Source organism: Colwellia sp. MB3u-45 (genome assembly GCF_014077005.1).
GTDB lineage: Bacteria > Pseudomonadota > Gammaproteobacteria > Enterobacterales > Alteromonadaceae > Cognaticolwellia.
Genome location: NZ_JACGVC010000044.1, coordinates 465,381 through 480,342, shown reverse-complemented (window position 1 = coordinate 480,342; position 14,962 = coordinate 465,381). Strand labels below are relative to the sequence as shown.

The 14,962-nt window shown below is 39.7% G+C and carries 14 protein-coding genes; 6 read left to right on the top strand and 8 right to left on the bottom strand.

All coding sequences use genetic code 11. The features are described from left to right. Position 1 precedes the first annotated feature (1 nt). Positions 2 to 604 carry a tRNA adenosine(34) deaminase TadA gene (gene tadA / locus H4J41_RS07360; protein WP_182138061.1) on the top strand — a complete coding sequence of 201 codons (603 nt, stop codon included), beginning with the start codon at positions 2 to 4 and terminating at the stop codon, positions 602 to 604. A gap of 109 nt (positions 605 to 713) precedes the next feature. Here tadA and H4J41_RS07355 read toward each other — a convergent pair whose 3' ends face one another. The 3 genes from H4J41_RS07355 to mltF all read right to left on the bottom strand — a co-directional run bounded on the left by H4J41_RS07355 (position 714) and on the right by mltF (position 3,380). Further along, the gene (locus tag H4J41_RS07355; protein WP_182138060.1) at positions 714 to 1,094 is read right to left on the bottom strand and encodes a hypothetical protein; all 381 of its coding nucleotides are present in this window, start codon (positions 1,092 to 1,094) and stop codon (positions 714 to 716) included. A 282-nt stretch (positions 1,095 to 1,376) separates the two neighbouring features. Next, positions 1,377 to 1,535, bottom strand: coding sequence for a hypothetical protein (locus H4J41_RS07350; protein ID WP_182138059.1), 159 nt, complete (start codon positions 1,533 to 1,535; stop codon positions 1,377 to 1,379). A 408-nt stretch (positions 1,536 to 1,943) separates the two neighbouring features. Then, the gene (gene mltF / locus H4J41_RS07345; RefSeq protein WP_182138058.1) at positions 1,944 to 3,380 is read right to left on the bottom strand and encodes a membrane-bound lytic murein transglycosylase MltF; all 1,437 of its coding nucleotides are present in this window, start codon (positions 3,378 to 3,380) and stop codon (positions 1,944 to 1,946) included. A 196-nt stretch (positions 3,381 to 3,576) separates the two neighbouring features. Between mltF and purL the strand changes: the two genes are divergently transcribed. Continuing rightward, on the top strand, positions 3,577 to 7,512 hold the full coding sequence (gene purL / locus H4J41_RS07340; RefSeq protein WP_182138057.1) for a phosphoribosylformylglycinamidine synthase: 3,936 nt from the start codon (positions 3,577 to 3,579) through the stop codon (positions 7,510 to 7,512). A 172-nt stretch (positions 7,513 to 7,684) separates the two neighbouring features. On the opposite strand, the gene H4J41_RS07335 is transcribed toward purL, so the two are convergent. Further along, on the bottom strand, positions 7,685 to 8,551 hold the full coding sequence (locus H4J41_RS07335) for a universal stress protein (RefSeq protein WP_182138056.1): 867 nt from the start codon (positions 8,549 to 8,551) through the stop codon (positions 7,685 to 7,687). Between the two features lie 309 nt (positions 8,552 to 8,860). Here H4J41_RS07335 and H4J41_RS07330 point away from each other — a divergent pair, with 309 nt between their 5' ends. Both H4J41_RS07330 and H4J41_RS07325 read left to right on the top strand, forming a co-directional pair. After that, the gene (locus H4J41_RS07330) at positions 8,861 to 9,136 is read left to right on the top strand and encodes a hypothetical protein (protein WP_182138055.1); all 276 of its coding nucleotides are present in this window, start codon (positions 8,861 to 8,863) and stop codon (positions 9,134 to 9,136) included. A 129-nt stretch (positions 9,137 to 9,265) separates the two neighbouring features. Beyond that, entirely contained in the window at positions 9,266 to 9,940 is a 675-nt protein-coding gene (locus H4J41_RS07325; RefSeq protein ID WP_182138054.1) for a nitroreductase family protein, read from the top strand. A 63-nt stretch (positions 9,941 to 10,003) separates the two neighbouring features. Here the strand turns inward: H4J41_RS07325 and H4J41_RS07320 are convergent, their stop codons facing one another. Beyond that, positions 10,004 to 10,216, bottom strand: a complete 213-nt coding sequence (locus H4J41_RS07320; protein WP_182138053.1) for a hypothetical protein — start codon at positions 10,214 to 10,216, stop codon at positions 10,004 to 10,006. 16 nt (positions 10,217 to 10,232) lie between these two features. Then, complete coding sequence (locus H4J41_RS07315; protein ID WP_182138052.1) at positions 10,233 to 10,583, bottom strand: ribonuclease E inhibitor RraB; 351 nt, start codon at positions 10,581 to 10,583, stop codon at positions 10,233 to 10,235. A gap of 197 nt (positions 10,584 to 10,780) precedes the next feature. Here H4J41_RS07315 and H4J41_RS07310 point away from each other — a divergent pair, with 197 nt between their 5' ends. After that, positions 10,781 to 11,653: an RluA family pseudouridine synthase gene (locus tag H4J41_RS07310; RefSeq protein WP_182138051.1), complete on the top strand. Its 873-nt coding sequence runs from the start codon at positions 10,781 to 10,783 to the stop codon at positions 11,651 to 11,653. A gap of 171 nt (positions 11,654 to 11,824) precedes the next feature. On the opposite strand, the gene dapA is transcribed toward H4J41_RS07310, so the two are convergent. Beyond that, positions 11,825 to 12,733: a 4-hydroxy-tetrahydrodipicolinate synthase gene (gene dapA / locus H4J41_RS07305; RefSeq protein ID WP_404842450.1), complete on the bottom strand. Its 909-nt coding sequence runs from the start codon at positions 12,731 to 12,733 to the stop codon at positions 11,825 to 11,827. Positions 12,734 to 12,812: 79 nt separating this feature from the next. Then, on the bottom strand, positions 12,813 to 13,208 hold the full coding sequence (locus tag H4J41_RS07300) for a hypothetical protein (protein WP_146879118.1): 396 nt from the start codon (positions 13,206 to 13,208) through the stop codon (positions 12,813 to 12,815). 489 nt (positions 13,209 to 13,697) lie between these two features. On the opposite strand from H4J41_RS07300, the gene H4J41_RS07295 reads away from it, so the two are divergent. Continuing rightward, complete coding sequence (locus H4J41_RS07295) at positions 13,698 to 14,948, top strand: CinA family nicotinamide mononucleotide deamidase-related protein (RefSeq protein WP_182138049.1); 1,251 nt, start codon at positions 13,698 to 13,700, stop codon at positions 14,946 to 14,948. Positions 14,949 to 14,962 lie beyond the last annotated feature (14 nt).

Sequence of the window (14,962 nt, the reverse complement as noted above, 5' to 3'; positions counted from 1 at the left end):
TATGATAAAAAATACCTTAGCAGATAAACACAAAGATCAAGTTGTTAGTAAAGTAAATGATGACGGGGTTTCTGACCACAGTGTTTATGATGACAGTTTTTCTGATGACGATCGTAAGTTTATGCGCCGCGCTATTGAACTAGCCAAAATTGCCGACAGTCATGATGAAATTCCAGTTGGCGCTGTGGTTGTTTGTGCAGGGGAAATTGTTGGCGAAGGTTTTAATCAATCGATTATGAATAATGACCCTTCAGCACATGCAGAAATGATGGCCATTCGTGATGCGGGTAAAAATTTACAAAATTATCGCCTACTAGATTGCACGCTATACGTTACCCTTGAGCCTTGCCCAATGTGTGCAGGTTTATTGGTACACAGTCGTATCAAGCGATTAGTATTTGCCAGTCACGATTTAAAAACTGGGGCTGCAGGCAGTGCTTTTTCATTAGTAAAGCATGAAAAACATAATCATCAAGTGGCGGTCACAGCCGGTCTTTTAGCCGATGAATGCAGTACTATGCTGTCGACTTTTTTTAAACGTCGACGAGCAGCAAAAAAATCTGAAAAACAAGCGGCAAAAAAAGCGCTAAGAATCCCAGAATAAACACCATTTGAATAACACCAATTAAAATGGGCAAATGATTATAACGAGGAAACACAATCCCATTTGTAAAAATATGACATTGGGAATAGTGTGCTAGAAATCTTGCACACTACAACTGGCTTATAAGCCAAAGTTTTGCTTCTTGCACGTCAGTGAACTCTCGACGGCTTTTGAGTTCAGATAATGCCGCTTGCTCATTTTTTACAATATCAGCATAAATATTCTGGCTATAAATAGTGGCTAGGGCAATATAATTACTTTTATTTAACCATAGTAAATACTGGTTGGATATTTTATGCGCATCAGGCGTACTACCTTCATAGCCAATACAATTAAGCAATATGCCAAAGGCTTGACCATTCAAGCTTTCAACTTTAGCTTCTATTTGCTGACAAGCAGAAAGTGTTGCAATATCATTAAACGTACCTAATAAAGTAATGCTTAACAAATTGCCCTCGAGTACAACTGAAAAAGTGCCGTGTCCATCCATAAGTAAAAGACCTCATTAAACATTGATTTTCTTAAGTTAAGTTTAGCTTAACTTAGATGGGCTTTTTTTACACCTACTTAGACGCTCTTTGTTGCACAGCTGAAATATGCACTTTGATTAATAAATGAAAAAGCCGATTGTATTGGCAATACATAGTTGATTATTTAAAACGATGGCGTGACTTTATGACGACTACAATGGAAGTTGGTGCAATTAATGTGGGAGCGAAATGACTGAAAAAGCGACTGGAACCGCGACAAGCACGATTAAAAGGCTAGCAAATTAATTTAAATCCAGCTCGCTTTCGCTGTTTAACCACGGGCGATCATTACTACACAGATCCAAGGCAAATTGGGTATGACGGCGATTAACTAATCTTGTTTTATTACGATTTAACGTTCTTTTTCTTTGGTTGCTTAATAAACTTTTTTTAATTCTCATATTTACCTCTTTGGCATGAGTATAACTAATAATATATAGACTGCTAATACTAGTGTTATACCAAACAGATTAGCAAATGGATCACCTTCAAATTGTCTAAATAATAAATTTCTTCACTGTGCGCAATTGTGAAACTCACTATTGCTCAACACTTGTTTTGCCTTGTTCTACTGACTTACCTCAAGCTACAAGGCTTTGCTAATACCGTACAGCCGTGTTGTGACATAGCTGTAGGTACTTATGTTTAGTCTGGAACAAAAACATCTGAAGTTAACTATTTATCCTTGTTGAATTTTTAATCCTTTATTTAATCCCTTGGTTATTGGTTACTGGTTACTAGACTTAGTATTACCCACTTTTGTGACAACTTAGTGACATAACAGATAATATTCTAGTATGCCTTAACCATTATTCTTCAGCCGCATTCACCGTTAACTCACTTTTCGCCGGCTGTTGCTTAGTCTGATTGTCTATCCAAGTTAACGTATCATAGTAACGACGAATATTCTCTACGTAATGAACAGGTTCATCACCGCGAGCATAACCATAACGGGTTTTTTTATAAAACTTCTTTTGCTTTAGGAGCGGTAAACGTTCTTTTACGTCGACCCAGCGGTCATGATCTCCACCTTGTTGTCGGGTGATTTTACGCGCATCGTTTAAATGCCCTAAGCCAACATTATAAGATGCTAACGCAAACCAAAGTCGATCCGGCTCTGGCACTCGTGCAGGCATACGTTGAATAAGTTGTTTAATATATTTAGCACCACCACGAATACTTTGTTCTGCATCTAAGCGACTTTTTATACCCATTTGTTTTGCTGTCGGCAAGGTCAACATCATCATGCCACGCACACCGGTATAAGAACGAGCATGAGGCTCCCAATGCGACTCTTGGTAACTTATAGCCGCCAATAAGCGCCAGTCAACTCCTTGACCATATTTTTCAAATAGCGGCTGGTATTTAGGCAGCTTTTTTTCAATCGCTTTGATATACATACGGGTATCGACATAATTGAACTCTTCAATGTGACCATAATGTTTATCATTCAAGGCTAACAAAACACCGTTATGATGCACTTGACCAAAAAACTCAATTAAACTAGCAAAAATGGAATCATCGCTATTTTTATTGATCATCCAAGCTAAAGACTCTGCTTCATTGATAGTAAATCCTATACTGATCTCTGGATAATATCGGCGACTAATGGCCAAAGCATTACTGTCTGCAATGGTATAGTCAATTTCATCCATAAGTACACGTAACAAAAGTTCTTCGCTATCTAACTCGTTAGTGGTCGACCATGACAATTCAGGGTTAGATAATTTTAATTGCCCTAAACTTTCCACGTGGCTAGATTGCTCTAGCACTTCTAACGTGCCGGTTAAATCAGCCAATGTACGTGGGCGAATATTACCTTGCTTGAAAACCAACTTTTGGCTGACTTCATCATAACTTGGCGAAAAGTGATAATTTTTCAGACGTTCATCTGTTACCGCTAGCCCAGCAGCGAGTAAATCGACGCTACCATTATCGAGTTGCTGAAATAACTCTTTTAAGTTGTAACTCGGCATCATTTTTAATTCGACACCTAAATATTCAGCATATTCTTGCGCAAGTTCGTATTCAAAACCTGCCGGCCCTTCGGCATCAAGATAGTAACTAGTGTTACCATAAAGTGTGCCTACGGTTACATAGCCGCGATCAATAATACGCTGCAAATTTGCCGAGGTTTTTTGTGTTTCACAAGCAGACAAAATAAAGATACAGGGCAGTAACAATAAGGTTAACAGCTTATGTACATTCACTTTATGAGCAAATAATTTTATTTGTTTTTTTATCATAGTAGCCATTGTCACGTGAATTGAGTTATTTAAAAAGCTATTTTTTTACTGCTTAACCAGTTTTACCCTCATAAAATTAGTTTGAAATGAGACAAATCATTTCTCTAATCGCCCTGTTTCATCTATAATACGCGCGTTTTTTATGCTTAATTTCCTTAATTAATATAACCCGGTGAAATAGTCTATGTCGATGTTGATGAAAACCTTTCGCGGTGCGCCAGCACTTTCTGATTTTAGAGTAAACAAGCTATTAAATCAGTGTACTGAGCTGCAACTGCCCATCACGGATATCTATGCTGAATTTAGCCACTTTGCTCATATTTCAGCAGCACTAAACGTTGAAGAGTCTCAGGTTTTACAGCAACTGCTTAAGTACGGTCCGACCATTGAAGAACATGAGCCTGTCGGGCAATTTATCTTAGTAACCCCACGACCTGGCACTATTTCTCCTTGGTCATCAAAATCTACCGACATTGCCAACAACTGTGGTTTAACTAAGGTTATTCGCCTTGAACGTGGTTTAGCTTATTATGTCAGTACCGAAAATTCAGTGCCATTGACGACAGAGCAACAATCGACATTGAATAATTTAATTCATGATCGCATGATGGAAGCCATTTTCACTGATCTCAATGACGCTACCGCACTTTTTGCTAGTGCAGAGCCAGGTGAACTTACCAGCATTGATATTGAACACGGCGGTAAAAACGCTTTAGTTCGAGCCAATAGTGAACTCGGCCTTGCCTTAGCCGATGACGAAGTTAATTATTTATTCGAAAACTTTACTAAACTTGGCCGTAATCCCCACGATATAGAACTGTACATGTTTGCCCAAGCGAATTCAGAACATTGTCGTCATAAAATATTTAACGCCGATTGGACTATTGACGGTGTAAAACAGCCTAAATCATTGTTTAAGATGATCCGCAACACGCATGAACTCAATCCTGATTTTGTCTTAAGTGCCTACAAAGATAACGCCGCGGTTATGGTCGGCAATAAAGGTGGTCGTTTCTTTCCAAATCCAGACACTAATATTTATGGTTATCACCATGAAGACATTCAAATATTAATGAAGGTTGAAACGCATAACCACCCTACCGCTATTTCTCCTTATCCAGGTGCAGCAACTGGCTCAGGTGGTGAAATTCGTGACGAAGGCGCAACCGGTATCGGCTCAAAACCCAAAGCAGGTTTAGTCGGGTTTTCAGTTTCAAACTTACGTATCCCCGGTTTTGAACAACCTTGGGAAACCGACTTTGGCAAACCCAATCGTATCGTTTCAGCCTTAGATATAATGACCGAAGGCCCATTAGGTGGCGCGGCATTTAACAACGAATTTGGTCGCCCCGCTATTTTAGGCTACTTTCGTACCTATGAAGAGCAAGTGAATTCATTCAATGGCAGTGAAGTGCGTGGTTACCACAAACCTATTATGCTGGCCGGTGGCTTAGGCAATATTCGTGATGAACACGTACAAAAACGTGAAATTGTTGTCGGTGCTAACTTAATTGCCCTTGGCGGCCCTGCAATGAACATTGGTTTAGGTGGCGGTGCGGCTTCTTCAATGGCATCAGGTCAATCCGCTGAAAGTTTAGATTTTGCTTCTGTGCAACGTGAAAATCCTGAGATGGAACGTCGTTGCCAAGAAGTTATTGATAAGTGTTGGCAGCTAGGAGAGGAAAATCCTATTGCTTTTATTCATGATGTGGGTGCAGGTGGTTTATCTAATGCTTTCCCTGAGTTAGTCGCTGATGGCGGTCGTGGTGGTGTTTTTGAACTGCGTAACGTCCCTAATGATGAACGCAGCATGGCGCCACATGAAATCTGGTGTAACGAGTCTCAAGAACGTTATGTTATTGCCGTATCAGACAAAAATTTAGCGACTTTTGAACAAATATGCCATCGTGAACGTGCACCGTTTTCTGTCGTTGGTCGTGCGACCGAAGAGCTACATTTAACCGTGACTGATGCCCACTTTGCCGGTAATGATAAACTCGATACACCGATTGATTTACCGCTTGAAGTGTTATTAGGCAAAACCCCTAAAATATTCAAGGACGTGGAAACAGCAAAGGCCGCTGGCGATAATTTCTCTGTTGCTGACATCACTTTAGCTGATGCGGCAGAACGTATTTTATCACTCCCCACGGTTGCAGAAAAAACTTTCCTTATTACCATAGGCGATCGCTCAGTAACTGGCATGGTTAATCGCGACCAAATGGTTGGCCCATGGCAAGTACCTGTGGCTGATTGTGGTGTTACCGCTTCAGCACTTGACTCTTACCACGGCGAAGCTATGTCATTAGGTGAGCGTACCCCAGTAGCGTTATTAAACTTTGGCGCTTCAGCGCGTTTAGCGGTTGCTGAGTCGTTAACTAATATTGCCGGTACTGATATCGGCGATTTAAATCGCATTAAGCTTTCAGCTAACTGGATGTCGCCAGCAGGCCATCCGGGTGAAGATGCGGGTTTATATGAAGCAGTTAAAGCCATTGGTGAAGAGCTTTGTCCAGCGCTTGGCTTAACTATCCCCGTGGGTAAAGACTCAATGTCGATGAAAACCCAATGGGATGAAAACGGTGAGCAAAAATCTGTTACTTCGCCAATGTCATTAATTATCACCGCTTTTGGTGTTGTTGAAGATATTCGTAAAACGGTAACGCCGGAACTACGTATAGATTTAGGCGAGACGCAACTTATTGCCATTGATTTATCAAAAGGTAAACAACGTTTAGGGGGTTCATGTTTAGCTCAGGTTTATAAACAGTTAGGCAATGAAACGCCTGATGTTGATAGTCCTGAAACCTTAAAAGCTTTCTTCAATGCCATGCAAACCTTAGTACGTGATGAGAAACTGATCGCTTACCATGATATTTCTGATGGCGGCTTGTTCACCACTGTGGTTGAAATGGCTTTTGCTGGTCATACTGGTGTTGATATCGACTTATCTCAGTTAACATCCATATCAGGCAACGACGTTGATGTATTATTTAATGAGGAGCTTGGCGCAGTAATTCAAATTCTTGCTAGTGATGCTGATGCTATTCAGGCTGTTTTTGCTGAGTACGGTATTGCCGATTGTTGTACTGATATTGGTCGTATCAATAACGAAGATACACTCCGCTTTAGCCGTGATGGCGAAGTGGTGTTAGAAAACTCTCGTACTTATTACCGTACTACTTGGGCACAAACCACCTATAAAATGCAGTCACTGCGTGATAACCCAGAATGTGCACAGCAAGAACACTTTGTTAAATTTGATACCGAAGACCCAGGCCTAAGCGCTGACTTAAGCTTTGATATCAATGAAGATATTGTTGCACATTTAATTGCAAAAGATGCACAACAGGGTACCAATCCGCGTATTGCCATTTTACGTGAGCAAGGCGTTAACTCCCATGTAGAAATGGCAGCGGCCTTTGATCGTGCAGGTTTTATTGCTATTGATGTGCATATGTCAGACATTTTATCTGGTCGTACTGATTTAGCTGACTTTAATGGTTTAGTGGCTTGTGGTGGTTTCTCTTACGGTGATGTATTAGGCGCTGGTGAAGGTTGGGCAAAATCAATCTTGTTCAACAAAGATGCCAAAGCCATGTTCAAAACATTCTTTGAACGTGAAAATACTTTCTCATTAGGTGTGTGTAACGGCTGTCAAATGTTGTCAAACCTGAAAGAAATTATTCCGGGTGCAGCCGCATGGCCTCGTTTTGTACAAAACCAATCAGAGCGCTTTGAAGCACGTTTTAGTTTAGTTGAAATACAACCAACGCCATCTATCTTCTTTGATGGTATGACTGGCTCTCGCATGCCTATCGCCGTATCACACGGTGAAGGTCGAGCAGAATTTAGTTCTGATGACGCGATTGATAGCGCAAATTCATCTGGCACAGTGGCTATGCGTTATGTCGATAACTATGGTCAGATCACTGAAACTTATCCGGCAAACCCTAACGGTTCGCCAGACGGTATTACGGCATTAACCACCACTGATGGTCGCGTAACGATTATGATGCCGCACCCTGAACGCGTTTTTCGCACGGTAGCTAACTCATGGCACCCTGACGAATGGCAAGAAGATTCGCCTTGGGTACGTATGTTCCGCAACGCGCGTAAGTTTATTGCTTAGGTCGAGGTTCATTGCTTGAGTCGTAAATCTCAGTATAAAAAATATCAGCATTAAAAAAGCGCCTTGATGGCGCTTTTTTTTATGCCTCCTAACTTTTTTATGCCTCCTATCCTAACTTTTTTATGCCTCCTAATAGGTACTATTGTGCATTACACCTTTTAGCTTTTAGCTTTTAGCTTTTAGCTTTTAAAATGAGGGCATCACAAGCTAAGCCATCAACAACATACTCGCAAGAGTGGCCTTTAAGTAAATCGATTAAACCATGATGCTCACCAGCCCCAAGGGTAACAATATTCGCATGATGTTTTTTAGCTTGATGTGGAATAACGTACTCGGGTAATCCCGGTTCAACGTGTATCTGCTCTGGTGGTAAACCATAGCGCAATGCTGAGTCTTGTAAGTGACGCCAATGCTGTTGTAATGGCTCTTCAAACCCTCCGGCAAATAGCTGCTCAGCCAATGAAATGCTTGGCTGTTCTTGATAGCAGTTGAGCAAATGTACTTCACTATTTAATAGTGTAGCCAAGTACTGACTTTCATCTATCATAAAATGGTTTAGTTGTTGGTGTTTTTCAGTTAACTCTTCTGTTTCTAGCGCCGCTAGAATCTTGCCTCTGTTTGGCCATTGTGTTTCACCCACGAGCAAGAGATTTGTCTCACCTTCGCGCAATAAATAATAATTATCAGACCAAGACAAACCCCACTGAAAATGTGCTGAATGAATGTCTTTAATCAGTAAATCATAAGCATGTTCAGTAATTTCAGCGAGTATAGCTTGGTGAGAAAATGGCGCTGCACAATATTTTATATTGATATCCATGTTAAGTCTTGATGCTTGATAGCCATTTAGCATGGCTAAATCTGCTATTTTTTGTTGATAAATCAGCTCAAGATGCGGCGCTATTTCCTTATCTTGATTATTGGCCATAATCGTTAAACTTGCCTTGGCACGGTGCGCAAGCGTCAGCGCTTTGTTCAGTAATGTTTGATTTTGGCCAATATCTTCAGCAATCACTAAAATATTCTTAAAGCTTTTCATTTTAAAACCTTATTTATCCCTAAGGAGTTAATGAATAATTTTAGTCCATTTAAATTTCTGCGTTGATAATTATGCTGTCAAACACAAGTGGTTTTTTATTGATTTCACTACGCTTGAGAGCATTAAAAAATAAAACCTCATAAGCTATTGAAATAAAAAATTTAAACCTCGCACTGAAAAAAAGCTATGAGATTATAAACTTCACTTCTTTCATATATTATTTTTGAATATAAATTAACTTATATATTCCTATTTAGTTAATTATACTTATGAGTGAATAATTAACTTGGTATATAAGAAAATCAGCCATTGAAAAAAGTCACATCGATAAAGCCGCTCTATCTAGAGAAAGCATTAATGGCAACATACATCTGGTTGCGTATAACCTTAAGCTATTGCGTTGTGGGTGCGGTTATCACCACACTGTTGTCTGCCTATATTCAAACGGTGAGTTTACCCGCCATCAGCTTAATTATGACCCTATTCCTTTTCATTGGCGTGTATAACGCTGAAGTCACGCGTCGCTATACTGGGCTCAATAGCTATTTGATTAAGTTATCTCATCAAAAACACCACGATTTTTAAATCACTGCCCTCCCCCTGATATATCCAGCGACTTCTCGCTCCTTTAAAATATAGTTTGCTGACATAAACTTGCCTTTTGATGAGTTTTATCGATAAGCTATAAAAAATATTGATTAGAGAAGTTAGTTTATGAAGGCCCATAACTCATCGCCTTTAAGCGATTATATTGAATACCCCCCTGAAGAAATGTTACAGCGCTCGGCTGAATTTTATGAAAATATTAAACGTCGCCACAGTGTTCGCAGTTTTAGTGATCGCTTGGTGGAAAAACAGATCATTGAAAACTGTATAAAAGCAGCAGGAACAGCGCCAAGTGGTGCTAATCATCAGCCATGGCATTTTGTTGCAATCAACAATATTGACGTTAAAAAACAAATACGCCAGCAAGCTGAGATCCACGAAAGTAATTTCTATCAGGGCCGAGCAAGTGAGGAATGGTTAGACGCGTTAAAGCCTTTAGGTACCGATGCTAAAAAGCCTTACCTAGAACATGCGCCTTGGTTAATTGCGGTTTTCAGTGAGAAAACAGGCGGGGTTGCTACAGCAGATAAAAACACCAATTATTATGTGCATGAGTCGGTGGGTATCGCCACTGGTTTTTTAATTAATGCCTTACACTCAAGCGGTCTAGTCACCTTAACCCATACCCCAAAACCCATGTCATTTTTAAGTAAAATTTGTGGTCGTGATGATAATAGCCGGCCTTATATGCTGCTTATTGTTGGTTATCCAAGTGAAGACGCGACCATTCCAGATCACGCAACAACAAAAAAAGCGCTTGCAGATATCGCAACATTTTTATAGCAAATAAAATATAACGAGCTAGGTCAGGTCAAACATTCGAGCTAATAAAAATCACTTAACTCGTTATATGACAAAATCTAAAGCGATATTCGTGCAACCTTTAGCACAGAATAAACCTGTGGTTTTTTTGTCTTCAGGCAAAGTAACTCTGATAAATGTTCCACATTGCTTACATGCCATGTCGCGTCCCGCTAGCACTTTTTTTATCAAGGCTTTTTGATCATTAAATGATTTAGCGCTGACACTTTTTAGACGATCAAACTGTTGTTCATCCATAAAAAATTCTCAACCTTTAGGTTTTGCTCGCATCAACACAATACCAGCCGTCATACTGGCCAGAAAAGGGAGTCGCGCTAGTCATTAGTAGCTCTTGATAAGCGGCTATATTTTCATAACTCGCTGACATAAAAGGATATGCAGTAATTTCCCAAGGAAGATTGTCATCGCCTTCATAAGGACAAAAAGATAATTTCTGATTATTTTCTAACAGTAACTGACCAAATTTTAAGGCTTGGTCTTGGCTTGAGAAAATGGTGGAAAATTCAAACTCGCGTTCAATAGTTAAATCATCACCACTATTTAACATCTCCCATAGTGCATTACCGACATTATCAAGTGGAAATAATTTTTCGTTACGTTGCATAGCTTGTGCTCATATTAGTTTTACTGTTGCGGGTATTTTATCTTTCTCTGAAGTTAAAAACCAAGGGCAATTACACTTAATTAAACATATTTATCGTCAATATTCCCTTGCAGCTATAATAAGTTGCTTTTAGCCATGCCAATTATCGGAAGAAATTTGTTAAACTAAGCATTAATTATTAATTGAGTAGATTTATTTTGAAAAAATTTGAATGCCATATCAATATTGATCGCGCGATAAATATCGTTGAAGCGCTGCAAATTCAATGTGACTTAAGCGTCGGTGAAATAAAAAAAGCGATTGATAAAGGCGCATTATGGCATAGCCGCGGTAAAACGACACAACGCTGCCGTCGCCTGAAAAAAAAATTACATATCGACGATAAACTGCATTTTTATTATGACGTGGATGTTTTATCTCAAACCCCAACACCGGCAATATTAATCGCCGACTTAAGTGATTACAGTGTTTGGTATAAACCTTACGGCATGTTGTCTCAGGGCTCAAAGTGGAGTGACCATTGCACCGTAACGCGCTGGGCACAAAAAAACTTGCTTCCTGAACGGCCAGTTTTCCCCGTACATCGTCTTGACCGTGCCGCCACTGGCTTAATTTTAGTTGCTCACAGTAAAAGTGCCGCACGGGCATTAAGTATGATGTTTGAGCAAAACCAAGTAGAAAAAACCTATCATGTTATTGTTCATGGCGATCACCAGCAGCGTCCGCAACCTGACACTATTGACTTGGCTATTGATGATAAAAACGCTCGCAGTCATTTTCTTTGCCTTGAACATCACCAAGCAAGCAATTTATCTTTACTGCAAGTTAACATTGAGTCTGGTCGCAAGCATCAAATACGCATTCATGCTGCTAGTATCGGCTTGCCCGTGGTTGGCGACCGACTGCATGGCAAGGCAGCAGAGCTAAATCAACTTAACGACGCTGATGAGCCAGTAGATTTACAACTTTGCGCCGTACAGCTGAAATTTATCTGTCCAACAAACAAAACTGAGCAGCACTTTTCTCTGCCGATAGCACTTCACCCGCAATTAGCAAAATTGCTCGATTAGCAGCAAGTTCAAGTAAATTTAGCTGACTTGTAATTTACTTTTAATTTACTTTTAGACTAGTTATAAACTAGTTATAGCCTTAGAAACAAAAACAGCGAGCATAAGCTCACTGTTTTTTTCATTTTTAAGACCTGGTTAGCTTATAAACTTAACGCTTAGGTTTTAGGTTTTTTAACAACAATATTGAAAATCATCATCTGCCATTAACATCAGTTTATCACCTACAAGTTCATCTTTAGCAATATTGGCAAGTAGGGCTAGACCTTGTTCACGCTGCACTTTAGTTAATGCTTTATAAGGCATTCTGAAAATAGGCGCTACAGCACCTGTCATCATGAGTGCGGTATTAATACCAATGGGGTTCGGTTCACAAAAAAGCCATTGCATTAACGGTTCCATACTTTGCTGTAAACTGTCGTTTGGCGCATCGATTAATTGTCTCATTAAGTTAGGAACAATATTAGAAGTTACCGAAATAACACCATGAGAGCCATACTGATGGCGCCCAGCGGCACTTTCATCATCATTACCAGACCAGCACGCAATGCCTCGCTCTTCATAATAGGCAATGCGCTCATTACCGGTACATTCTTTAACACCGATAAAGTTTTTATGTGTTGATAATGGCTCAATTAACTCGGGCGTTAAATCCTGACCTGTGCGGCTTGGCACGTTGTAAATAAAAGTGGGGCCAATATCAAGCAATTTTTCAAAATGCGCTATGACACCTTCAGATGAGCTGCGACCATAATAGGGATTAATTTGTAGTGTTGCATCCATACCGGCAGCAAAACCATATTGTGTCGCTTTAATAGCTTCTCTAGTGTTGTTACTACCGGTATTACCGATAATAAGTAAATCTTTACCATGTTTGTGAACACTATGAGCAATAAGGATTAAATGTTCTTCCCAAGTAAGCAAGTGTCCTTCACCTGTAGTACCGCCAACAACAATGCCATCAACACCGGCTTTAATCTGTTTAGCGACCAATTGATCATAAGTATTAAAATCTATCTCGCCTTTGACATTAAATGGTGTTTTGATTGCCGTCATTAAACTGGCTGCTTTAAATTGCTTCATCCGAACTCTCATAAAAATGATAAATGGAAACTGATAACAAGAAGACGATACTTTTGCCCTTGTATTAGTTTAAATAAGTTTAACTTAAGGCAATATTATCAATAACTCGGCGTAGGATAAACACTTCATTACTTAAGATGTGTTGATATTCAAAAATTTGGCTATTTAAGGTCAGTACGCGATAAGCATGATAATTATCATCATGCTCTAAGTCCGCCGCATAATGTTCATCATTGACAAATTCACTCTTACTAATGGTAAAATGAATATCGCCTACTAAACCCCAATCACCTGATTCTACCGATTGTTCTGAAACCGTGCCATGGTCGTCATGCTGCATAAAAGTAAATTCATAGCGGCCATCAGCTGAAATTTCTGCAAACTCGGTAAACATGTAACCTTCGTCATCTCGTTCGCTGCGATACCATTTACCAAACAAAAGTGTGCGATGGTACGACTGTATTTTCTTGGTCATTTTATAAAAAGTCTTATTAATTCATAGTGATATAGCCAAGCCACTTCAAGCTGCAGGCTTGGGTATTGGACTAAAAATTGGCTAGTGTTTCAAAAGTTTTGCTCGTATTTCAACAACTTTTGCTCGTATTTCAACAACTTTTGCTCGTATTTCAACAATAGTGTATTTCTGCTTTATTTTAGTACGGCTTGACTATTTTCACTTAAGCATTGCTATCATCAAGATTACCATATAATACAGGCTTTAGCCTCTATGTTAGTAAGAGTGATAGTGACAGATGAAAGAGCCACAAGGTAAAAAAACACACTTAATAACCCCTCTACTTTTGTTTTTTGCTATTAATCGCTCATTTTGCATTATATTTATTATCTATAATGACAATACGGCAATCAGGTGAAAAACAATAAAACAATCAGCTAAATTTACAGCGCAATCAAGCCACTTTTTCGCTAACATGAAAGCCATATTACAATTGAATTTTGGCGCTATATGACTACTCAGGTGAATATACTGTTAACCGGTAACGAATTGATGAACGGCGATGTTATTGATACAAACTCAGTAATGTTTGCACAACAGCTCAATGACATTGGCTTAACTATCAATAAAAAAGTAACCATTGCTGATGATCTAGCACTTTTATGTGCAGAAATAGTTCAACTTAGTCAAACAGCAGATGTATTACTCATTAATGGTGGCCTTGGCCCAACGATTGATGATCTTACATCACAAGCACTAGCACAAGCTTGCTGTGTTGACTTACACCTTGATCCACAAGCACATTCACACTTAAAAAAATGGGCCAAGCGTAGAAACACTCAACTCAATCAACCTAATTTAAAACAAGCTTACTTACCCTTAGGCAGTGAAATTGTTGATAATGCCACTGGCAGCGCTGTCGGTATTCGTATTCAATTAGGCCAGTGTCTGATTATTTGTACCCCTGGGGTGCCAAGTGAATTAAGCCACATGCTAAAAGATGAAATTATTCCTAGCTTGCAGCAATTATTTCCAATAACAAACAAACAAAATCTCATCCGTTTGCAGACTTTTGGTATGGGTGAGTCAACATTACAGGCACTGATCAATGACAAGTTGCCTGACTGGCCTAATGAAATAGCGATTGGTTTTCGCGCTGCGATGCCATTGTTGGAAGTGAAATTAAGCGTTCAATGCCCAAAAGGTAAAGAGCTATTAGCGCAATGGCAGCATAAGCTGAGTAACTTGTTAGGTAGTCATATACTCACAACAGGTAAAAGTAACCATGTAACAATCGCTGATTACCTTGTCCCCTTACTCATTAAGTCACAGCAAAAAATTACCCTTGCAGAATCTTGTACTGGCGGACTAATTGCCAGTCAAATAACGGCTATAGCTGGCGCTTCAGCAGTTTTTGAAGCTGGCTTTGTCACTTACTCCAATAAGATGAAAAGTGAAATGCTTGATGTGCCGGCGGCAACTTTAATTAGCCACGGCGCGGTTAGTAAGGCAACCGTGTTAGCCATGGCCAAAGGAGCTTTAGCTAAGTCGAATGCTGATTATGTCATCGCTGTGTCTGGTATAGCAGGGCCAGATGGCGCTACAGAAGACAAACCTGTCGGCTCGGTATGGATAGCTTGGGGTAACAAACAAGCGTTACAGGCGAAGTATTATTGTATCCCTGTCGCTAGACAACATTTTCAGCAGGTGGTTGCTGCTCGCAGTTTAGACTTAATTCGAAGGATGTTAATAAATAGTTAAGATGAACCATACTA